This window comes from Marseilla massiliensis (genome assembly GCF_023336985.1).
GTDB lineage: Bacteria > Bacteroidota > Bacteroidia > Bacteroidales > Bacteroidaceae > Prevotella > Prevotella intestinigallinarum.
The window spans coordinates 76,440-97,814 of sequence record NZ_JAMBLP010000012.1 but is presented as its reverse complement, the minus strand read 5'-3'; the positions used below and the strand labels follow the sequence as shown (position 1 = coordinate 97,814).

Here is a 21,375-nt window from a genome sequence, read left to right as displayed (position 1 = left end):
CTAAACTTTCTCCACCTTTATATTGGCTTTAAGGTCGTCGAGGTCGAACTCAGCACCGTCATTGGGCGCCAATGTTATGCCGTCTGCCAGCACCTGTGTCCTGATGTAATCGGAATACTCGCCTACCGAGGCCTCTATCCTGGTGTCTGGAGATATGAACACATTGATTCGGTCGGTAATTTCCAGGCCGTTGTCTTTGCGGAGATTCTGGATGCGGTTGATGAGTTCGCGGGCCAATCCTTCGTTGCGCAACTCGTCTGTAAGCTCAACCTCGAGGGCAACGGTGACATTGCCATCGTTGCTGACGAGCCAGCCCGGGATGTCTTCGCTAATGACCTCGACGTCGGCAACGTCGATATTGACGCTCTGGCCGGCCACCGACAGTTCAAGAGACCCTTCGCTCTCAAGGCGGGCTATGTCGTCCTGGCTCAATGTGCCCATGGCTGCAGCAATGTCTTTCATGAGCTTTCCGTATTTCTTGCCCATTGTCCGGAAATTGCACTTAACCTTCTTGACAAGCACACTCGAGCCTTCTGCAAACTTCAAGTCCTTTACATTGACTTCGTTGAGAATCAAATCCTTGACCGCCTCGATGTGTTTGCGCTGCTCATTGTCCACCGCCGGTATCATAATCTCCTGCAGTGGCTGGCGCACTTTTATGTTCACCTTACGCCGCAAGGCCAATACCATCGACGTAATCTTCTGTGCCAGACCCATGCGGGCTTCCAGTTCCTTGTCGATGAAGCGCTCGTCGGCCTCGGGGAACCTTGCCAGATGGACAGAGCAAACGTTGTCGCGCTTTGTCACTGCTATCAAGTCAAGATACAACTGGTCGGCATAGAACGGAGCAAACGGGGCCAGCAACCTTGCCAAGGTTTCAAGGCAAGTGTACAGTGTCTGGTAAGCGGACAGCTTGTCACGGCTCATCTCCTTGCCCCAGAAACGCTTGCGGTTGAGGCGTACAAACCAGTTGGACAAATCGTCATTAACGAATGAGTCGATCATTCGGCCGGCCTTGGTCGGGTCGTAGCCGTCGAGCTCTGCCGTAACATTCTTTATCAGTGAATGCAACACCGACAATATCCATCTGTCAATCTCAGGACGGTCGCACAAATCTACGTCGGGCTGCGAATAATCGAAGCCATCCACGTTGGCATACAGGCTGAAGAAAGAGTACGTATTATACAATGTGCCAAAGAACTTACGGCGAACCTCGTCGACGCCCTCGGGCGAAAACTTGAGGTTATCCCACGGTTCCGAATTGGTCATCATATAGAACCTCACCGGGTCGGCGCCATATTTCTCAATCATCTCGAAAGGATTGATCACGTTGCCGACGTGCTTGCTCATCTTGTTGCCTTTGGCATCGAGAACAAGACCGGTGGAAATAACATTCTTGAATGCCACACTGTCAAACACGAGGGTGGCTATGGCATGCAATGTGAAGAACCATCCGCGGGTCTGGTCTACGCCCTCATTGATGAAATCGGCAGGGAAAGCCAACTTCTTATCAATCAATTCCTTATTCTCAAAAGGATAATGTATTTGTGCATAAGGCATCGAACCGGAATCGAACCACACGTCGATAAGGTCGCTCTCGCGCTTCATCGGCTTGCCGGTGCTGCTCACCAGCACAATATTGTCGACGTAAGGACGATGGATGTCAATGCGGTCGTAGTTTTCCTTTGAATAGTCGCCGGGCACAAAACCGTTGTCCTTAAACGGATTCGACGTCATAACGCCGGCCTCGACGGCCAGCTCCATCTCGTCATACAGTTCCTGCAAACTCCCGATGCATTTCTCCTCGCCATCCTCATCACGCCATATAGGCAGCGGGGTGCCCCAGAAGCGAGAGCGCGACAAGTTCCAGTCGTTCAGGTTCTCAAGCCAGTTGCCAAAGCGTCCCGTGCCGGTTGACTCCGGCTGCCAGTTGATGGTCTTGTTCAGTTCCACCATGCGCTCCTTGCCGGCTGTTGAGCGTATGAACCAGCTATCGAGCGGATAGTAAAGTATAGGCTTGTCCGTACGCCAGCAATGCGGGTAATTATGCACCTGCTTCTCGATGCGGAAAGCTGTCCCGGCCTGTTTCATCTCCATGCATATCACGATGTTCAGGTCTTCGGCCTTGCTCGCGGCCTTCTCGTCATACTTGCCTCCGACGTTGAACTCCGGCTTGTAAGCATTCTTGACATAGTCGCCTGCATGGTGTCTGTAAGCCTCGATATCAACACAGTTGCCCACAAAGTTGGCATCAAGTTCGTCGATATTGTAATATTTGCCTTCCAAATCGACCATAGGGCGTGTCTCCCCTTTCTTGTTGATAAGGAAGAGGGCCGGTATGTGAGCGGCTGCGGCCACATGGGCGTCGTCGGCTCCAAAGGTCGGCGCGATGTGCACAATGCCGGTTCCGTCCTCTGTTGTGACATAATCGCCAGCTATCACGCGGAAGGCCATATCGCCAAGCTCTACGTAGCGCTCCTTGCCGTTTTCGCTCTCAAAGACCTTGTCCGGATGCTCGGAAGCATAGTCGTTGACAAAGGCGGGGGCGTGCTCGCCAACCTTCTGGCAGGGTTTCACCCACGGCATGAGCTGCTCATACTTTATGCCGACGAGCTCACTGCCTGTATAAGTGCCCACTATACGGTACGGAACGACCTTGTCGCCGTGGCGGTAGTCTTCCATCGGCCTGTCCTTGCCCTCGGGCGACAGATAGGTGGCGAGGCACTCTTCTGCCATGATGACAGTTATGGGCGCATCGTTGTAGGGGTTGTATGTCTGTACGGCCACATATTTAAATGTCGGCCCTACGCACAATGCTGTGTTTGAAGGCAGTGTCCACGGCGTGGTTGTCCATGCGGCAAAGAATGCCTCTCCCCATTCCGTCCACTCATTCCGTGGGTTGACCACCTTGAAAAGTGCCGTCGTGGTGGTGTCTTTCACGTCGCGGTAGCACCCCGGTTGGTTGAGCTCGTGCGAGCTGAGCCCGGTGCCTGCTGCCGGAGAATACGGCTGTATGGTATATCCCTTGTAAAGCAACCCCTTGTTGTGCAGCTGCTTGAGCAGCCACCAAAGGGTCTCCATGTACTTGTTGTCGTAAGTTATGTATGGATTGTCGAGGTCAACGAAGTATCCCATCTCTTCCGTCAGGCGACGCCACTCGGCAGTAAACTTCATGACATTCTCGCGGCACTTGTGGTTATAGTCCTCTACAGAGATGTATTTGTCGGATTGCTTGTTGTCGATGTCAGCCTTGGTTATCCCAAGCTCCTTTTCAACGCCAAGCTCAACGGGCAGTCCGTGTGTGTCCCACCCGGCCTTGCGATGAACCTGGTAGCCCTTCATGGTCTTGTATCGGTTGAAGGTATCTTTGATTGAACGCGCCAAGACATGATGGATGCCCGGATGTCCGTTAGCCGAAGGCGGGCCTTCGAAAAATATGAATTGCGGACATCCTTCACGTTCATCGACGGACTTATGGAAAACGTCGTTCTCATCCCATTTCTCAAGTATATCCTTGTTTACCTGAGTCAGGTTCAAGCCTGTATGCTCGGCGAATTTCTTTGCCATTGTCTAATTTTCTTAATTGATGTGTGTGAGCCGCAAAGTTAATATATTTTTTTTAGGCAACAAAATAAAATTATCATTTTTAATATAACATATATTATGTTCCGCCGGTCGGCTTCGCCTTTTGTTTGGTTTGGCCCATCGGGCCATGTCCGCCCCCGACCGAAACACGGTCACTTACCGGCGTGCATTTGCCAGAATGCTGTGACACAGAAGACGGACACATCGATTGTGTAACACTTTATGACAACTTGAACAAAGATGCGCAACAACCACTATAACAGGCTCTTACAAAATGGCTTGTTTTGACATGCAAAACAGGCCGTATTGAGTAGTAAAACAGGCCATTTGGCAATTCGAAACGGGCCTGATGACACTGCAGCATCATTATCGTGGTAAAACGGTGACGCCCGTTGTAAATAAAAATCAATGCTTGGCATGCACGCCGGCTGGCGGGTGCCCAAAGCCCAAAATCAGACCGGGCCCCCACAAAGGCACTCTTAGAGTCATGCCATTGAGGAGGCCCGGAACCAATGTCGATGCCCTATGAGGTGGCGGCGGATCACCACCGGCACTCAGCTCACGCCGTGCGCATCTGGCGCAACAAATCCTTCTGGCGCTCGTTGAGGCCGGTCGGCAACTTCACGTTGTATGTTATTATCAAGTCACCAAACGTGCCGTCGCCCCTGTCATACCCCTTTCCACGCAACCTTACCTTGGTTCCGTTCTGGGTCTCGGGCTTCACTTTCAACTTTATCTTGGCTCCGTCTTTCAACTGTATTATTATTTCGCCGCCAAGCAAGGCTGTGTACAAGTCGATGTTCACGTTGGCGTTCATCTCGCCGGTATGCTGCCGCGTACCGCCGAAGTCGCCAAAGCCATGAGTGCGCTGGCGTCCCTTGCCGCCAAACAGCTGCTCGAAAAACGAACTGAAGCCACCTCCGCCCATTCCGCCAAAGCTGCTGAAGTCGAAGCCATCAAACGCCGAGCCGTCGCCAGAATACTGGTACGAGCCGCCGCCGGCTGCGTTGTACGCATCGGCGTTGCGCCATTGCTCGCCATACTGGTCGTATTTCTTCCGCTTTTCAGGGTCGCCTATCACGTCGTAAGCTTCGTTGAGGGCCTGAAATTTAGCCTTAGCCTTAGGGTCATCCGGATGCAAGTCGGGATGAAACTGCTTGGCGCGCTTGAGGTATGCGCGCTTAACATCCTTCTGTGGGATATTCCGGTCAACGCCGAGAATCTTGTAGTAATCTATAAATGCCATAATTTTTTCCTCCTTGTTTTCATATGCCATAGCTGCAAAAACTATGCCCGGCAACGCAAGGCAGACAACTTTTTCAGTCAAATATTATGACTTAACGAACAAAAACGCAGCAACCAGAAAAACAAGAAGTGCTGTTCGACACATCATAAAAGAAATGTTTCGAGAAGCAAAACAAAGTTTCGCCCCCCGAAACACAATGAAACACGTTGAACAATCTATCTTATAGTATTTGCTTGTAAAGCCCGATGATGTCTTCTTTAGTCACCTCGCGCGGGTTGCCCGGCGTGCAGACATCGGCAATAGCCTGCTCTGCCAGGGCAGGGATGTCCTGCTCCGTTATGCCAAGTTCGGTGAGATGCTGAGGTATGCCCACCAGTTTCGACAGGTCTTCAATGGCCTTGCAGGCTGCATCGACGGCGGCGTCGACGTCCATTCCGTCCTTGTAGACACCGCAAGCCTTTGCAATCTCCACATACTTCTCCTTTGCGGCAGGGGCGTTAAACCTCATCACCACCGGCAGCAGCATTGCGCATGCCACACCGTGGGGCACATCGTGAAGCGCACTCAACGGATGGGCCATACCGTGGTCTACGCCAAGGCCCACGTTAGAGAAGGCCATGCCTGCAATATACTGGGCAACGGCCATTCCATTGCGTCCCTCGGGGTTTTGTGGCTCGTTGACTGCTATAGGCAGGTATTTGTATATCATCTCTATCGCCTTTATCTCAAACATGTCGCTCATCTCCCACGCGGCCTTTGTGATGTAGCCCTCAATGGCATGAGTCATGGCGTCCATTCCGGTGGCTGCGGTAAGAGACTTAGGCAGCGAGTACATCAGTTCGGCATCGACAATGGCCACTGCGGGTATGTCGTTAGGATCGACGCACACCATCTTTTTGTGGTTGGCCTCGTCGATGATGACATAGTTGATGGTTGTCTCAGCCGCTGTTCCGGCGGTTGTGGGCAACGCTATGATAGGCAGGCTCTTCTTCTTAGTGTCGGCAACTCCTTCGAGCGACACGATGTCGGAAAACTCGGGGTTGTTGCATACTATTCCTATGCCTTTGGCTGTATCCATGGCCGAGCCGCCACCAATGGCCACAATGAAGTCGGCACCAGCATTCTTGCAAGCGTCAATGCCGTTCTTGACGTTGGTAACCGTAGGATTTGGCTTCACATCATCAAAGATTTCGTAAGGAATCGAGTTGGCGTCAAGCTCATCAAGGACCATCTTGGCCACTCCAAATTTCATGAGCCCCTTGTCTGTTACAACCAATGCCTTTGTGAAACCAAGACGCTTAACCACACCGGCAAGCTCCTTGCGTGCACCCGGGCCGAAGTAGGACACTTCGTTCAAAATAAACCGATTTACCATGATTTTATATCCTGTTAGTTAAAAACACGTGCAAAGGTAAACATAAAAACAGAGAAACCAACATATAATACGTGTAAAATCGACCCTTCTAACCGACTAAACAGCTAAAAGGGCCGATTTATATTGAACAGCGGAAGCAACTGCCATGTCTACTTGGCAAATTGCTCTTGTACCGCCATTACATGCCTAACTCATCAATAGTTCTCTGCACGCACCTGGAAATAGCTCTGCGGGTGGCTGCACACAGGGCATATCTCGGGAGCCTGCTTGCCTACCACGATATGGCCGCAATTTGCGCACTGCCATACTGCATCGCCGTCCTTAGAGAACACTTTCTTGTCGCGCAGGTTCTTCAACAGCTTGCGATAGCGCTCCTCGTGCTCCTTCTCTATGGCTGCAACGCCTTCAAACTTCTCTGCAATCTCTATGAATCCCTCTTCGCGGGCTTCCTTGGCCATGCGTGAATACATGTCGGTCCACTCATAGTTCTCGCCGTTTGCAGCATCCTCAAGGTTGGCTTCTGTGCCAGCTATTGAACCGCCGTGCAGGTACTTGTACCACAACTTGGCATGCTCCTTTTCGTTGTTGGCTGTCTCTTCGAAGATGGCTGCCATCTGAACAAACCCGTCTTTCTTAGCCTTCGAAGCGAAATAGGTGTACTTGTTGCGCGCCATCGACTCACCGGCAAATGCTTCCATCAGGTTCTTCTCGGTCTTTGTGCCTTTGAGTTCCTTCACAACTTCCTTGAACTTGCTTGCCGGGGCCTTGCATACCGGGCACTGCTCAGGGGCCTCATCGCCTTCGTGGATGTAACCACACACTGTACATACAAACTTCTTTCTCATAACGCATTTGATTGTTTAATGATTAATACTTTGGTTTATTTACTATTCAGACTTGGCACATTCTGCACACAAGCCCTTATAATACAACTGAACTTCGCTTACAACATTGCCATCGAGGCTTTCGCCAGAAGGCAACTGGGGCACCGCCATGTGCTCCATGTCTGATATCTTGCCGCATTGCTTGCAATAAAAGTGCGCATGGGGAACTATGACCCCATCGTAGCATACCCGATGATCGTCAATGGTTATCATCTGGGCGGCCCTTTTTTCAGAAAACAAGCGCAGTGTATTGTATACCGTTGTCTTGCTCAACGTAGGGCACTTCTTGCACAAGTCACGGTAAACTTCTTCCACTGTAGGATGTGTATGGTGGCTGAGCAAGTAGTCCATTATCAGCAATCGCTGGACCGACGGCCTGAGGCCACAGTCTTCAAGCCTCTTATATGCTTCTTTATCTTTCGCAACCATCATTGTTTTCCTTATGTTGACACAAAGGTATATCATTTATTTTACATGGCAAAACAAAATTGGATAAATTACAATTTAATCTTGTAATTTATCCAATTTTAAAGCTACTACAGGATGTCGGGCCTGTTTTTATACTATAGTAAGACTTGAAAAACGGCTTAAGCCGTAAGGCGTCCTAAAGCAAATCAGTTGGTCTTGTAAACCTGCTTGACCTTCTTCAGTCCGTCGGTTGTGGCAACCAATGTCACTTTACCGGGCTCTCTTGTCGACCGCAATATCACTGTTGCAGTGCCTTTGTACAAACGGCGCTTGTTTCCTACAGTCAGTTCTTCGCTGTTCATGTCGCCGTTTATAACGCCAACGATTTCAGCCGGGCCTTCAACAGTAAACGTTATGTCGTTCTGTGCCCCCTGAACACGGCGGCCTTTCTTGTCGACCGCACATATCCTGACATGCTGCAAATCCTGTCCGTCGGCCTTCCATGCCTCATTGTCGGGCGTTGCCTGAAGGGCAACGACATCCGTGGTGGTCTCTATCTTATGGCGTGCCACAACCTTTCCGCCCTTCTTTGCCACAGCCTCAATGTAACCGGGCTCATACTTAACGTTGTCCCATTTAATCTTGTTGCGGCCCTTCGGATTGGTTGTATTCTTCTTTACGCCTATGCTTTTGCCATTGACCAACAGTTCCACTTCGTCTGCGTTGGTGTATGTATACAACGACAATGAGCTGCCGGGCTTGCGGTTCCAGTGATCAGACATGCGCTGCGACCCAACCTTTACGTCGTTCCAAACAGTGTTGTCGTCACCATCTATTATGCCGATATGAACCACAGGGTCGCCTGGTTTGAACATGCTCCAAAGCAAATAGGCAATGGGCTTTGGCTCCAGCGATACGTCGAATGCCCCCTGCACCCAACCTTTTGCCGGCCAACCATTGGACTCTCCCAAGTAGTCTATCATGCCCCAATAAGCCAGTCCGACCACTTTGTCGAGGTCCATCTCAAAGAAGTTCGGGCCCATCATTGCCGTATTGGCCTCGCTCTGATAGAAAATCATGTTGGGGAACCGGCGGCTGTCGCCCGGGAAATACATGTATCTGTAATTATACGAAGCAATGTCTGTCTCCAAGGCGAGCGGAGCCGGCAGCGAGTCGGTCTTCAAGTTGCGACCCCGCGGATGCATGGCAACAGTCACGGGACGCGTATTGTCATACCTACGGAGCAACTCGCGCTGCAGCCTGTAGGGCGTAACCCCCCAGTCGGCAAACGGCAACGACCAGTACTGCTGAAGCTCATTGCCAAGGCTCCACATCACGACAGACGGATGGTTGCGGTCACGGCGCACGAACTCGGGCACGTCGTGCTGCCACAAGTTAAGCCATTCTGTACGCCCGCCGGCATATTGCGTGAGCCATTTGTCATACAGTTCGTCGACCACGAGCATGCCATACTTGTCGCAAAGGTCAAGGAACGACTTGCTGTATGGGTTGTGCGACGTACGGATATGGTTGAAGCCAAACTGCTTAAGCAACTGTATGCGCTTCTCCATGGCACGCGGATAGGCCGCGGCACCGAGCGCGCCGAGAGTGTGGTGGTTGGCGTTGCCCTTGAAAAGCACCTTCTTGCCATTGAGCTTGAAGCCAAACTCCGGTGAATACTCAAACCAACGAACCCCGAAATTCTCGCATACTTGGTCGGCGATGGTACCATCCGGCCTTAAAATAGAGACTATGGCCTTATACAAGTGAGGCGTCTCGCAGCTCCAGAGCCTTGGTGAATTGATGGTGACGCTGTCAACGATGTACTCATTCACCTTCTGCCCTCGGTTGTAAGGAATGTCATTTGTCACATCGGATACGGTGTTGCCGTCGCCGTCGACAATCTTTGTGTTCACCTTAAAGTCCTTCACGCGGAGGTAGCAAGCCATCTCTGCCTGCACCATCACCGTGGCCTGGGCCTCGCTCACCTTAGGTGTAGTAATATAAAGAGGGTGCCTCGTGAAGTGCTGCTGCGGGTCGGTGACAATCAGGTTCACATCGCGGAACAGCCCGCCGCCCGTGTACCAACGTGAATTTTCCGGGTTTTGCGTGTTCGCCTTCACTGCGACAACGTTGGGCTGGCCAAACTTCAACAACTTGGAAACATCGATGTCAAAGCCAAGGTAACCATATTCCGTTCCGCCAACCCGCTCGCCGTTAAGATAAACGTCGCCCACGAGCATTATCCCTTCGAAGTCGAGCAGTATGCGCTTTCCCTTCCACGCCTCATCGGGAGTGAACGTCTTGCGGTACCATCCTATGCCCATCTCCTTGAAGCCACGCGAACTTAGCCTGCTCTTTACATTGCTGGCAATGTCGCTGTTGTCGGCTTTCTCACCCTTTGCGGGTGCAACCCACGGCTGACTGATCTGGAAGTCGTGCGGCACAACGACGCTTTGCCATCCGCCATCATCGAATGACACGTTCTGTGCATCCGCAACATCACCGGCATGGAAGCGCCAATCAAAGTTGAAATTCTGGACAATGCGTGAATTGTCCGCTGCGGCCAACGGCATGATAGCCATCAAAGCCCAAAGAACAAATGTTATTCTCTTCATATTAATTAATAGAAATGTTGCCAAAGCAAGCTCTCTGCCTCACTGCAGAGACTTAGGAACCAAGGCCATGCCAAGGCATGTGAAAACGTCCCTAAAACAATGTTTCGGCAAAGATAACAATAAAATGTCAAACAGAAGATTAACAAACGGAATATTTGCAAGCAAACGTTTACATCAGCTCCGATTCCTCATTATTATATATATAATCACCGGTGAGCCGATGATTGGGGTAACGGCGTTGAGCGGTATGATGCCCCCGCCTCCGGGAAGCACGCAAAACAAGTTGCACGCCAAGGCCACCACCGCCCCCATCAAGACGGTAGAGGGCAACAGTATGCGGTGGTCTGACACAGGTATAAGCAGGCGGGCGATGTGCGGAACCGCCAGGCCTATGAACGAAACGGGCCCGCAACACGCTGTAACTACAGCCGTGAGCAAACCTGTGATGACCAAAAGCCAATTGCGCACTCGCACGACACTAACGCCAAGGTTCCTTGCATAGCCTTCGCCGAGGAGCAATAGATTGAGCGGTTTGATAAGCAGAACCGCACCAACCATGCCGGCAATGATTATCGTTGCAAACGCCGGCAGCTGGCGCATCGACACTCCGCTGAAGTCGCCCATGCCCCATACGACATACGACTTAACCCCCTCTTCTGTCGCGAAAAAGTTGAGCAGTGAAGTGACCGACGAGGCAAGGTAGCCCACCATAATGCCTATTATAAGCAGCATGACATTGTTGCGCACTACGATAGAGAACAGAAACACTATGGCCATCACGGCCATTGCACCGGCAAATGCAGCCATGACCACGGCAACAAAGCCAGTAGTGGAATAAGAACCCACCGTGACTGTGCCGCCGAAGAGCAGCAGCGCCAACGCCACCCCCACCCCGGCACCGCTGCTGATGCCGAAGATGGACGGGTCGGCCAACGGATTGCGGAACGCCGTCTGAAGCATCAAGCCGCTAACGGCCAGCGCCCCGCCGGACAACATGGCCGTAATAGCCTGTGGCAACCTCGACTCGAGCACTATGAACGCCCAGCTCGGCTTGGCGGCAGGATGGCCGAGCAACACCGAGACGACCTCGCCTGCCGGTATGTCTACCGCCCCGTAAACCAAGTTCAACACGAAAAGCAGAGCCGCCAGCGGCAGCATCCACAAACAGCGAGCCACACCCTTGACCATAATGCGCGCTTTATGAAGTTTACTCCGCCACGGGATGGAAATAACGCAGGCCATGCAGGCCCGCCAGCTCCGGGTGGAACATCTGAATGAAATCTGCCAGGAGGAAATCCGGCCGGAAAGGCGTCTCCTCGTAAAACGGTGTCTCATCGACGTTGCAGCCAAAGCATTTGTGGGTGCCCACAGCCTTAAGCTGACCGTAACCATGAAACTCCGACTTCAGGGAAGAATAGGTTGCCGGACGGTTTCCGCTGTACCTGAAGGCCCACACATCAGCCTCTCCGGCCTTCTCGAGCACGGTCTCAAAAGGCAAAGCCAGACTGCCGGCATCGGCATTTTGGCCAAACGGATAGACGCCGCCTGCGTCGGCAATCATGCCACCGAGGGTGCTGCGCCCACCCGGCACATACCACACCGAACCGGTCTTCTTGTCCATCAGCACCGTCGGGTGGGTTTGCGCCGATGCAGCCATGGCCTTCAACGCACCGTAGCTGCTGTCGACCACGGCAAACAGCGAGTCGGCAGAAGCCTCCCGCCCCATAAGCATGCCGAAAAACCTCATCCACTCTGCCCGCCCCAAGGCTGTTGGCTCCATATACTCGGCGCATTCGATGACGGGAACGCCGGTCTCCTCAAGGCGACCATAGCCGCCGGAGTTCTCAAACGGCGACACCAGCACGGCATCGGGGGCGGCGTCCATTATCCGCTCCACAGCCGGACTCATCGAGCTGCCGACGTCGGCCACCTTGCCTTCGCTGCACAGACGCCGCAGCATCGGATTGCGAACATACTGCACGTCGGCCAGGCCTACGATGGTCTCCGTACGGCCCAAGTCCATGACCAGGCCGGCGTGGACAACCGAAAACGGTATCACCCGTTGCAGGGGAACACGCACCACCGTGCCTTCAGGCACATTGCCGGGCACACTGCCACCCCGAGGCACAAGGACATACCTATGCAACACCTTTCCCTTGTGCCACGGGTCGGATATGCTTACCTCCGTATAGCCATCGTGCCTGACAGCATGCAACAGTCTGGCATACTTGAAATCGACAGTGTCGCCAGCTGCTTGTGACGACGGTTTGGTACCGTCGCCACAAGCAGCAAAGCCTACAAGACACATAAGTGCCGCAAAAAGTTGTAGTATTCTCATTTATTTTACAAATACCTTACGTACGGTGCCATCAGACATCTTCACTATGTTCACACCCGGCACTGGCGACGACACTCGCTGCCCGCCCATGGTGTAGCGCTCAGTCTCGACGGCATTCGACGGCCGGCTTACAGCCTTGTCGGCGACAGACGACGTCTCATCGGGCGTGCCGCCTAAATTATCCATGCAGAAATAACCCGGGGTGGTCATTCCATATTCATTGTTATGCGAGCTGCTTACAGCAAAGCCAAGCGAAGTGACCTTGCCCAGCGAGGTCAGGTCTACCCACTGCCAGTAGTCCAAGTAGCCGCGGGCGGCTTCCGACTCGGCACGGTAGTCGGCAAGATAAACCTCTACCTCGGCCGTGCTGCCGTCGGCATGATAGCCCGTTATGGTGAGCTTGCACCAGTCGCCGGCCTCAAACTTACCGGTCATGCCGTCGCCTTCAAGGTAAGCCTTGACGTTGTTGGCAGTGTTGGTCACATAAAATCCGCTCAGCACCTCGCCTTCGGGGCGGTTCAAAACCTCTACGACCTCGCCGTAGGGATATGCCACCGCATAGTTGTCCGAGCCGTCATAGCCGTGGCCTACGGCACTGTTATACTGGTCGTCGTAACCATTGAACACAACCGATGTCTTGTTGGAAACGGCAAAGCCCGACCAGGAGCTCCATGTCACATTATAAGTGTTGTTGAACCGGAAAGAACCGCTTACGACGCTGTTGGCATAAGCCACCGACCCGTAACCGCCGTCGGTCTTTACGCCCGTAGTGTCTGAGCCGTTCCAATATCCGTCTGTTCCGAGGGCCATTTCCTCGAATGTGGCAGTCTGAAGCGGCGAAGCCATGATGGCGTCGAGCGATGCCTGCAGGTGCAGGTCTTCTGCCCCGGTCACCTCGGTAGACGTTTCGCCAGTCCATCCACACACTTGGTTGACCCCGGTATACACGCGGACGAAATCAACGAAATCTATGCTCACCGAATTGCGCCCGGCGTCTACTGCCCAGTCGATGTCGAAACTGCAGCCTGCAGAGTCGGTGTTGGCCACATTGTCTACATATCCGTAGCGCAAGGCATCGCGCACCCAAAACTCCGACGCCCCCGAAGCACGGTTGTAAGCGTTGTCGGGCAGCAGTGTGCCACTGAACACGAGAGGGCTTTCAAGCCACAAAGGGAAGTATTCCTGCCGGTGGAACGCGTTCCTGTCAACGGTGCCGCTGTTGCCCTGGTTGTCTGTCCATGGCACGTTGTTCATGGCATCGAGCGAATAGGTTATCTCATATCCGTACACCACCTTGCCCACACTGTCGACGTCGGCACTGCCCGCCAGCTCATACCACTCGTCGTCGGGCAACCCGTTGTGGTTGGCATCCTTAGACACCATCACTATGCCCGGCTCGGCTCCGCTGCCAATGGCATTGCCGCTGATGTAAATGTCTCTCTGCCCGCTTACGTTGGCAATGCTGTGGTCGAAGTGAAACGTGACATAGCCTCCGTAAGCCCCAAGGCATACCATGCCGCGCTTGTTGCCCGCAATGGCCTCGGTACACTTTGCAACCATTGCCGCTGCGTCGTCGCCTTCTTCATACTTCGGCATGGTGTTGACAAACTGTCCGGGTGCAGGCACATACTCGTCAACAGCCTTGATATACTTGCTGTGCTCTGTTACGGCATCCATGCGCTGTCCGTAAGACACGGAAGCCGCTGCCGCAACCATAGATAATAATAGTAATTTTTTCTCCATATACTGTTTATATTACACCATATACTAAAATGATTAAAAATAAGCCAAGCGGTGGCATAACCGATGAAATTGGTTTACATGGCGCCAACCGGGCCGCCCCTGCAAACTGCCGGGATTGCCAAAAGCGCCGTACGGCAGTGAGACAAGGGCCGTTTGGCCGTATGAAACGGCCTGTTTCAGGTTGCGAAACAGCCCATATTGCAACTCGCTGTCTGCCAGCGCATTGCATGGCCAGGCCAAGACGGAAATCAATATTGACAATGGCCGCAGGCCGGCCGCGCTGGTTTTCACTTATATACAAATGCAGCATGACCGGGTATGTCGCCTGTCCACACACGCCACTCAAACGTGCCGTCGGCACGGAAGTGATAGAGCTGTCCGCTCGACAGGTAGTCTTTTGCATCCATTACATAAAAGTCGCGGTCTTCGGGGTTGACGATTATGCCATAAGGCAGGGTTATCTCCGAAAACTCCGGGGCCGAAGTGAGCGACGAAGCCAGCGGCTCGGCCCTGGCCACATCGACTATGCCATGCCCTATCTTGTTGCTCGAGGTCTCATAGCTCCACTCTACACCGATATAGTAAAGCGAGTCGCCGACGATGCAAAGGTCAGACACTGGTATGTCGAGCGTGTCGACAGAGGCCGACGTTCCAGCGGCATCGAGCGTCAGACGGAACAGGCGCGACGGCTCTGTCCAGTAGTCGCCACGCGACGTTGCCCACAAACGCCCGTGCCTGTCGGCCCTGAGGCGGTGCAAGTTGGGCGCAACCTCAATCTTGCCCTCCTCGGTGAACGAAGCCAAGTCGACCACGCTGACCGTCTTCTCGCGGTGGTCGAGCAGGTAACCGCCACTGTTGGCCACATAGAGCTTGCCTCCGAGCACGGCCATCTCCTCGGGCTGGTAGCCCACGGTGACCGAATCGACCTTTTTGTAGCTTGCCGTATCAACCTTGTAAACCCGCCCGAGGTGCTCGGTTCCGCCCACCTCGACAGGGCCCACATACGAACTGACATAGGCGAAAGCCCCGTCGAAGGTGACATAGCGGCAATTCGGTATGTCTATTTTCGCCACCTTGCGGCAAGAGTCGGCCGTGGCCACCACCACCATGTTTGAGCAGTTGATGACCATCCACACCCTGTTGCCGTTCACCTTGATGTCATTGCCTACGTCACCCAGCTCCTTGACCTCGGTGGGATTGCGCTCCGGGTATATGTTTCGATGGTAAACCACATTCGACCCGTTGCCCGACAAGTCGAGATAGTCAACCGATGCCTTGTTCGTTCCCATGTTTCCCTCGCAAAGCACATACATGCCCACGATGCTGCCACCCACAGAGCTGCCCCCGGTGTCTTGTGTGTCGGAGGGTATGACGAGCTCGTCTTCGCGGCATGCAGCAACCGCCAGGGCGGCCATAAGAATGAATATTGCCTTCTTCATCACAGATTTATATGCTTTATTCCACATTAGATAGTTATTTCAACCGACGCCGCATAATTGCGCTTTGGCATCGGATAGTTGAGTATCACGTCATAATCCTGGCTGAACAGGTTGTTTACCTCTACAGCAAACCTTGCCTCCACCTTGCCGATACGCACCCTGTAAGTCAGCCCCAAGTCGCTTGTATACCATGGCTGGACATGGTTTACGGGTATGTTTTCCTGCTGGCTGTAACGCTCGCCAACGTAAATGAAACTGTAATTAAAGTCGAACCCCTTGTAGCTCAAGGCTATTATGGCCGACCCGCTGTGCCTTGGTATATATGGAATCTGGTCTTCGTAATATGACAGCGATGGCGAAGTGACGTCGCGCGCTTGCTGGAATGTGTACTGCAAACGGGCAGACAGGCCCAGATGGCGCGCCGGCCGGATGTCGGCCTGAGCCTGCACGTCGACTCCCGCTATATGAACCCGCCCGAGGTTTAGCATAGTCCACCGGAACTGCTGGCCCTTGGGATAGGCCACTACCTTGTCGTGGACGGTGTTGTAATATCCGTCGGCCTGCAAGCTGAGGCTGCCAAGCCACGATGGCCCCGAGTCTGTTGAGAGCACAAAGCCAAGGTTGTACTGTATTGCCGTCTCGGGCTTGAGCGACGCGTTGCCCACTTCGGTATAGTAGAGTTCGTTGAACGTGGGCATGCGGAAACTTTTCTTTGCAAACGCCCGCAATGCGAACGCAGGCGAAGAAAAGGGGTAAACGCTAACGAACGCAGCCGGGGTGACCATGCTGACGGCCGAACGCCCGGCCTGGTTTGTGGCGTTGTCTTTCACAAACGTGCCCAGCAGGCTGCCCTGCACCTTCACCACCTTGCCGTCGTAGGCCGTTGCCACAGATACGTAATGTGAGTATCGGCGGGGGAAAACAAAGTTGCGCAGGTCGGAATTGAGCTTGTTCCACTTGAAATCATAGCTCACCGAAGCGCTCCAACCCTTCAGTATCTCATACACATTGGCCAGCGACACATACGCCTCCTGCTGCTTGTAATAGTTGTCTATGAGCATGGTCGTAGTGTCGTTGTTTACATAGTGCGTATCATAATAAGCGTATTTTGCCGTCAGGCGCGAACTGAACCGCTCAGAGAATTCCTTCCGCAGGCTACCCTGAAAGAAGGTGTTGTGGTCCCACTGGCGCTCCCCGCGCCGCCATACGTTGTTTACAATGGCGCCGGGTATGCCTCTTTCCGAGTTGTATGTGTAGGCCTTGAACATCCAGTTGCCGCCATTGATCACCCCATACAGGTTGGCCTCGGCCCTGATGGCCCACATGTCGCCGTTCTGGCGCACGGCAGTGGTGTCGTAGGCCGTTGTCCCGTCGGTGTTGCTGCGCCTGTAACGGAACTTGTATTTGCCCGTCGCCGTCAGTGCCCCGACGCTCACCGACGAGCTGACGGCACTCGACAGGCGCTGCTCGTAGAGCGACGAGAAGCTCCACACTTCGCCGCTCGACCCGTACTTTACCTTCGTCTTGAGGTTGTAGGGCTTGCCGGCGGCAAAGCTAGGGGCCTTTGTGCGTATGTACACGGAGCCTGCATTGCCGAAGTCACTGGCCGGTTGGAAGATGGCACTCTTCTGCCCGTTGTACAGCGCAATCTCCTCGACGTTGTCCAAAGAGAACTGTCCGAGGTCTACCTGGCCGTTCTGCGCATTGCCCAACTCCACCCCGTCGTAATACACCCCGAGGTGACTGCTGCCCATGCTCCTCACGTTTATGGTCTTTATTCCGCCCACCCCGCCATAGTCTTTAATCTGTATGCCGGAGAAATATCTCATGGCATCGGCCACCGAATAGCTGCCAAGCCGCTCCAGTTGCTCTCCGTTGAGGCGCTGGGCGGGTATGACATCGCGCCCGGAAGGCTTTGACACGACCACCACTTCACGCACATGCTGGACGCTGTCGAGCCTCCCATGTGCGTGTTCCTGCGAATAGCAGCAAGATATGGCGGCACTCATAAATGCCAACACGTATATTCTCATCCCAACAAAAGGAAATAATTGATTCTCTTCACAAGCCTTTTCCGCGAGGCATTGATGAAGAACAACTCCGCAATGGCAGGTCTTCTGACTTAATGTCCAGACACAAACGTCTTCCCGATTGGCTTAGATGCAGTCAGTGACATTGTTGTTTGTAACCAATAAGGACAAATCACAGCAGCGGGACTGTCGGGGATTCACACCCTGTTCCCATTTTAATCACAGTCTATAGTGAACCTATTGCGGTGGCAAAGTTAAGCATTTTATTCCACATAATGAAATGATATGGGCAAAACATTAGCCGCGACAGCATATTTGAACGTACAAAGGAGCCGCCCTGCCGGCATGGCAGGGCGGCTCAGGACGGACCGCCATGGCAGCCGCCCACTATTTCATCTCTGCCAGAATCCTCACTATGCGCTCGGCCGTCCTGCCGTCCCAACGGTCTGGCAGTGAGCATTTCTTCCACTTGCCGGCCACCATTTCGCCGACGGCCTGGCCCAGCCTGACGGCATCTTCGCCCACAAGCACGTTTGAACCCTGGCTCACCGTCTCGATGTGCTCGGTGTAACTGTTGAGCGTTGCGCACGGTATGTTGTTGAAAGTTGCCTCTTCCGCCACATTGCCCGAGTCGGTTACGATGCCCATGGCATGGGCCGAGAGATAGCCGAACTCAAGGTATGGCAACGGCTCGATGGCAAAGAACGACCCTGACGGCAGCCCAAACCCAGCCACAACATCAGACGCCGGCTTGCGCAGAGGTGCAACAACAGGCACCTCTCCGGCCGCATCGACCATGGCAACGAGCATGCGTTTCAACTTGCCTTCATCGGAAAGCAATGCCTTGCGGTTCAGCGTGAACAGCAAATACCGGCCTTCGGATATGCCCAGGCTGTCTATGACAGCTGGCCGGCGCAAGCGTGAATGGTTGAAGCGGAGCGTGTCCATGAGTATGTTTCCCACCATGTAAATCTGCGACATGGCGGCTCCCTCGCGCGTCACTATGCTGCTCGAGCCGGCCCCGGCGGTAAAGAGGTAGTCGCTCAGACCATCGATGACAAGCCTGTTGATTTCTTTTGGCATGTTGATGTCAAACGAACGCGTGCCTGCCACGAGGTGGGCAAGCCTGACGCCACACTTCTTTGTAACAATGGCAACGGCCATGGTAGAGGCCAAATCGTCGACCACTATCACCACATCGGTCTTGTTGGCGGCAAGATACCGCTCAAACTCGGCCATTACCCGGCCCGTGAGCTCGTTGAGGCTGTCGCAATCCACTCCGAGATACACATCGGGCTGCGATATTTGAAGGTCGGCGAACAACGTCTGCTCGAGCGTGGGGTCATCGCTGCGGCCTGTGTACACGAGCTTGAAACTGATGTCAAGGCCATTCTGCCTGGCGTTGTTTATTGCCCACATGATGGGTGCCACCTTTATGAAATTAGGGCGGGCACCTGCTACGATACAAATGTTTTGCATATCTTGTCAGTTAAATTTACACACTGTTTCGGTTTACAAAAGTAATAATAATATCGCAATGTGGTGACCTTTAAGGGCAGAAAATCGCCTTGGGGGATAATTTAACGAAAACAACGGAGACAGACTTCACAGCCTGTCTCCATATCATTAAAACTAAACAAATACTTTATGAATCTCAAAGTAGGGAGATCAGAGTTTATCTTTTATGCTTTCTATCCATGCGTCAATGCGCTCGTCGGTCTTGTCTTCTTCGTTGACGTCGTCGAGGGCAAGGCCCACAAACTCGCCGTCGACCACCGCCTCGCTGTCTGAAAAATTGTAGCCGGCGGTGGGCACACGCCCGATGAAGGCGGCACCGCTGCCCTTCAAGCCATTATACAACTCGCCCATGGCACTAACGAATGTATCGCCATACGACTCGCAATCGCCGCAACCAAATATTGCGATGGTCTTGCCCGAGAGGTTGGCGCCTTGAAGCAATTTCAGACCATCGTACCAATCGTCCTGGAGTTCGCCCGCACCCCATGTCGACGTGCCTATTATCAGGTTGTCGTATGAATCGACCACGCCCGCATCCAGCGTCTGCACGTCGATGGCCTCTACCTTGAGCTTGCTTGCTATCTTCTCTGCGATAGACTGGCACGTGCCGGTAGACGAGCCGTAAATAACAATTGTCTTATTCATCTCTATTCTGTCTATTGGTTAATGTTCCTTTTTACGGTTGCAAAGTTAGGGCAAAACGCTCACATCCACAATACCCAATAGTTGGTGTTTTGCAGGAAGGCAAAGCACAGTGTATAATACAATTGGATTAACAACAAATAGAACAGGAACAACCCGGAGGCTTTGCTTATACCCAAAACCAACGACCTGTAGACGCCAGACACCGATACAAACGCCCCCGACACCACGCCATAGACCACCGAGACAAGTATTGTGCCGAAGCAAGCCAACGGAACCAGGGCCGAAGCGAACGGAGAAGGGAAGAGCCGCCCGGTGGCGCTCAGGAGCACGGCATGGGGTATCAACGACAGCAAAGCGACGACACCCAGATAGACCACGGCCGTGCACAAAGCCGTGACTACGGCTATGCGCTCGCGGTAACGGATGGCACGGCCCGGCACCAACAGCCGTCCGATGCCGCTGCCGCGGCAAGTACCGTAAGCCATCGACAGTAGCAAGAGCCACGCCAGGAGCGGCGAGGCCAGGAATTCGGCATAATGCCCCATCAGCCACCTTAGCCCTTCGCCGCTGAATGCGCTGCGCACGCCGCTCTCGGGCAGCAGCACGCTGACAATCCACGAGACTAGGCAGAGCAGCATCTCGGCCACGAACAGGGCCAAGGCCGCGTATGGCAACACCTTAGTCTTCATCGGGGTGCAGGTTGTCGATGTCGATAATGCCCAGTTCGATGGCCCTGACCACCAGGCGCGTGGCATTGACATTGGCACCGCCGTTGCCGTTGGGAAAGAGCCGTTGCACCAAGTCGTTCTGGCGTTTTTCCAAGCTCTTCACCCCAAAAGGCATGCGCCTAAGGCCCGCTATCTGCTCCTTGGTGTAGCCCAAAGCCAAATGTCGCAGGAAGCGCTCGTCGTACTCGTCAATCTCGCAGTCTACCACGGCCTCCTGCTTTGCCACCTGCTTGCTGACCGTCTCCTTGAAACGCTCAACTATCCGCTGCAATATTGGCTCGTTGAACACCAGCCGCTTGCCCTCCATGACGCTGCGCACATCGGACCGTGTGAGCAGTTCACCGCTCTTGAGTATGATGCCGTCGGCCCCTGCGTCGAGCACGTCGACCCACAGTTTCTCGTTGAGTATCTCGCCTGTAAATATGAGTATCTTCACGTTGCGGTACAGTTCTTTCGTGCGGCGGCATATCTCCACACCTATGGTGGTAGAGCCGTTGAGCCCCAGGTCGAGCAACACCAAGTCGGGCTGCTGCCTTTTCACCAACTGCCAGTAGCCGGGTTCGCTGTCGGCCGTGCCTATGACGTCGGCCTCGGGTATGTCGGTACGCAGTATTCCCTCGGTGCCCTTGAGCTCCAACGGCACGTCTTCTACTATTATAACACTAAATCTGTCCATCTTCGTATTTATATTACTTGTTGATAATTGTGCGCCGGCTATGCCACCAAAGGCCTTGGCGCCCGGCATTTATGTAAAAATTATTCGCCATATCGACCTCGATGCCTATCGGTCTGGGCCACAGCCATTTGCCAAACGGGGC

Annotated in this window: 15 protein-coding genes and 1 riboswitch; all 15 genes read right to left on the bottom strand. The window is 53.5% G+C overall.

The genetic code is table 11. The annotated features are described in order from the left end of the window. Entirely contained in the window at window positions 1-3,567 is a 3,567-nt protein-coding gene (gene ileS / locus M3089_RS09760) for an isoleucine--tRNA ligase (protein WP_249083762.1), read from the bottom strand. Window positions 3,568-4,144: 577 nt separating this feature from the next. After that, window positions 4,145-4,831, bottom strand: coding sequence for a DnaJ domain-containing protein (locus M3089_RS09755; protein ID WP_249083760.1), 687 nt, complete (start codon window positions 4,829-4,831; stop codon window positions 4,145-4,147). 220 nt (window positions 4,832-5,051) lie between these two features. Further along, on the bottom strand, window positions 5,052-6,206 hold the full coding sequence (gene fucO / locus M3089_RS09750) for a lactaldehyde reductase (protein ID WP_205109686.1): 1,155 nt from the start codon (window positions 6,204-6,206) through the stop codon (window positions 5,052-5,054). Window positions 6,207-6,400: 194 nt separating this feature from the next. Next, window positions 6,401-7,051 carry a rubrerythrin gene (gene rbr / locus M3089_RS09745; RefSeq protein ID WP_205109684.1) on the bottom strand — a complete coding sequence of 217 codons (651 nt, stop codon included), beginning with the start codon at window positions 7,049-7,051 and terminating at the stop codon, window positions 6,401-6,403. A 42-nt stretch (window positions 7,052-7,093) separates the two neighbouring features. Then, window positions 7,094-7,555, bottom strand: a complete 462-nt coding sequence (locus tag M3089_RS09740) for a Fur family transcriptional regulator (RefSeq protein ID WP_249083758.1) — start codon at window positions 7,553-7,555, stop codon at window positions 7,094-7,096. Between the two features lie 149 nt (window positions 7,556-7,704). Further along, window positions 7,705-10,116 carry a glycoside hydrolase family 2 TIM barrel-domain containing protein gene (locus M3089_RS09735; protein WP_249083756.1) on the bottom strand — a complete coding sequence of 804 codons (2,412 nt, stop codon included), beginning with the start codon at window positions 10,114-10,116 and terminating at the stop codon, window positions 7,705-7,707. Window positions 10,117-10,290: 174 nt separating this feature from the next. Next, complete coding sequence (locus M3089_RS09730) at window positions 10,291-11,304, bottom strand: iron ABC transporter permease (RefSeq protein ID WP_205109679.1); 1,014 nt, start codon at window positions 11,302-11,304, stop codon at window positions 10,291-10,293. 19 nt (window positions 11,305-11,323) lie between these two features. Next, the gene (locus M3089_RS09725; protein WP_249083754.1) at window positions 11,324-12,454 is read right to left on the bottom strand and encodes an ABC transporter substrate-binding protein; all 1,131 of its coding nucleotides are present in this window, start codon (window positions 12,452-12,454) and stop codon (window positions 11,324-11,326) included. Then, entirely contained in the window at window positions 12,455-14,197 is a 1,743-nt protein-coding gene (locus M3089_RS09720; RefSeq protein ID WP_249083752.1) for a DUF4465 domain-containing protein, read from the bottom strand. Between the two features lie 287 nt (window positions 14,198-14,484). Beyond that, the gene (locus M3089_RS09715) at window positions 14,485-15,636 is read right to left on the bottom strand and encodes a YncE family protein (protein WP_249083750.1); all 1,152 of its coding nucleotides are present in this window, start codon (window positions 15,634-15,636) and stop codon (window positions 14,485-14,487) included. Between the two features lie 26 nt (window positions 15,637-15,662). Next, complete coding sequence (locus M3089_RS09710; RefSeq protein ID WP_249083748.1) at window positions 15,663-17,645, bottom strand: TonB-dependent receptor plug domain-containing protein; 1,983 nt, start codon at window positions 17,643-17,645, stop codon at window positions 15,663-15,665. Between the two features lie 81 nt (window positions 17,646-17,726). Beyond that, window positions 17,727-17,923, bottom strand: a riboswitch (cobalamin riboswitch). A gap of 130 nt (window positions 17,924-18,053) precedes the next feature. Next, window positions 18,054-19,145 carry a UDP-N-acetyl glucosamine 2-epimerase gene (locus tag M3089_RS09705; protein ID WP_249083746.1) on the bottom strand — a complete coding sequence of 364 codons (1,092 nt, stop codon included), beginning with the start codon at window positions 19,143-19,145 and terminating at the stop codon, window positions 18,054-18,056. A 189-nt stretch (window positions 19,146-19,334) separates the two neighbouring features. Next, on the bottom strand, window positions 19,335-19,829 hold the full coding sequence (gene fldA, locus M3089_RS09700; RefSeq protein WP_205109668.1) for a flavodoxin FldA: 495 nt from the start codon (window positions 19,827-19,829) through the stop codon (window positions 19,335-19,337). A gap of 59 nt (window positions 19,830-19,888) precedes the next feature. After that, window positions 19,889-20,518, bottom strand: a complete 630-nt coding sequence (locus M3089_RS09695) for an AbgT family transporter (RefSeq protein ID WP_249083744.1) — start codon at window positions 20,516-20,518, stop codon at window positions 19,889-19,891. Further along, a complete protein-coding gene (locus M3089_RS09690; RefSeq protein ID WP_205109664.1) occupies window positions 20,508-21,233 on the bottom strand; it encodes a DUF5932 domain-containing protein in 726 nt (241 codons plus the stop codon). Before M3089_RS09690 ends, M3089_RS09695 begins: the two co-directional genes overlap by 11 nt. Window positions 21,234-21,375 lie beyond the last annotated feature (142 nt).

What these genes read in the sequence shown, in the direction of transcription:
- M3089_RS09730 (WP_205109679.1), bottom strand. Translation starts at nt 11,304, where the DNA reads ATGGTCAAGGGTGTGGCTCGCTGTTTGTGGATGCTGCCGCTGGCGGCT.
- M3089_RS09720 (WP_249083752.1), bottom strand. Translation starts at nt 14,197, where the DNA reads ATGGAGAAAAAATTACTATTATTATCTATGGTTGCGGCAGCGGCTTCC.
- rbr (WP_205109684.1), bottom strand. Translation starts at nt 7,051, where the DNA reads ATGAGAAAGAAGTTTGTATGTACAGTGTGTGGTTACATCCACGAAGGC.
- M3089_RS09690 (WP_205109664.1), bottom strand. Translation starts at nt 21,233, where the DNA reads ATGGACAGATTTAGTGTTATAATAGTAGAAGACGTGCCGTTGGAGCTC.
- M3089_RS09755 (WP_249083760.1), bottom strand. Translation starts at nt 4,831, where the DNA reads ATGGCATTTATAGATTACTACAAGATTCTCGGCGTTGACCGGAATATC.
- M3089_RS09735 (WP_249083756.1), bottom strand. Translation starts at nt 10,116, where the DNA reads ATGAAGAGAATAACATTTGTTCTTTGGGCTTTGATGGCTATCATGCCG.
- fldA (WP_205109668.1), bottom strand. Translation starts at nt 19,829, where the DNA reads ATGAATAAGACAATTGTTATTTACGGCTCGTCTACCGGCACGTGCCAG.
- M3089_RS09695 (WP_249083744.1), bottom strand. Translation starts at nt 20,518, where the DNA reads ATGAAGACTAAGGTGTTGCCATACGCGGCCTTGGCCCTGTTCGTGGCC.
- M3089_RS09725 (WP_249083754.1), bottom strand. Translation starts at nt 12,454, where the DNA reads ATGAGAATACTACAACTTTTTGCGGCACTTATGTGTCTTGTAGGCTTT.
- M3089_RS09710 (WP_249083748.1), bottom strand. Translation starts at nt 17,645, where the DNA reads ATGAGTGCCGCCATATCTTGCTGCTATTCGCAGGAACACGCACATGGG.
- fucO (WP_205109686.1), bottom strand. Translation starts at nt 6,206, where the DNA reads ATGGTAAATCGGTTTATTTTGAACGAAGTGTCCTACTTCGGCCCGGGT.
- M3089_RS09705 (WP_249083746.1), bottom strand. Translation starts at nt 19,145, where the DNA reads ATGCAAAACATTTGTATCGTAGCAGGTGCCCGCCCTAATTTCATAAAG.
- M3089_RS09740 (WP_249083758.1), bottom strand. Translation starts at nt 7,555, where the DNA reads ATGATATACCTTTGTGTCAACATAAGGAAAACAATGATGGTTGCGAAA.
- M3089_RS09715 (WP_249083750.1), bottom strand. Translation starts at nt 15,636, where the DNA reads ATGAAGAAGGCAATATTCATTCTTATGGCCGCCCTGGCGGTTGCTGCA.
- ileS (WP_249083762.1), bottom strand. Translation starts at nt 3,567, where the DNA reads ATGGCAAAGAAATTCGCCGAGCATACAGGCTTGAACCTGACTCAGGTA.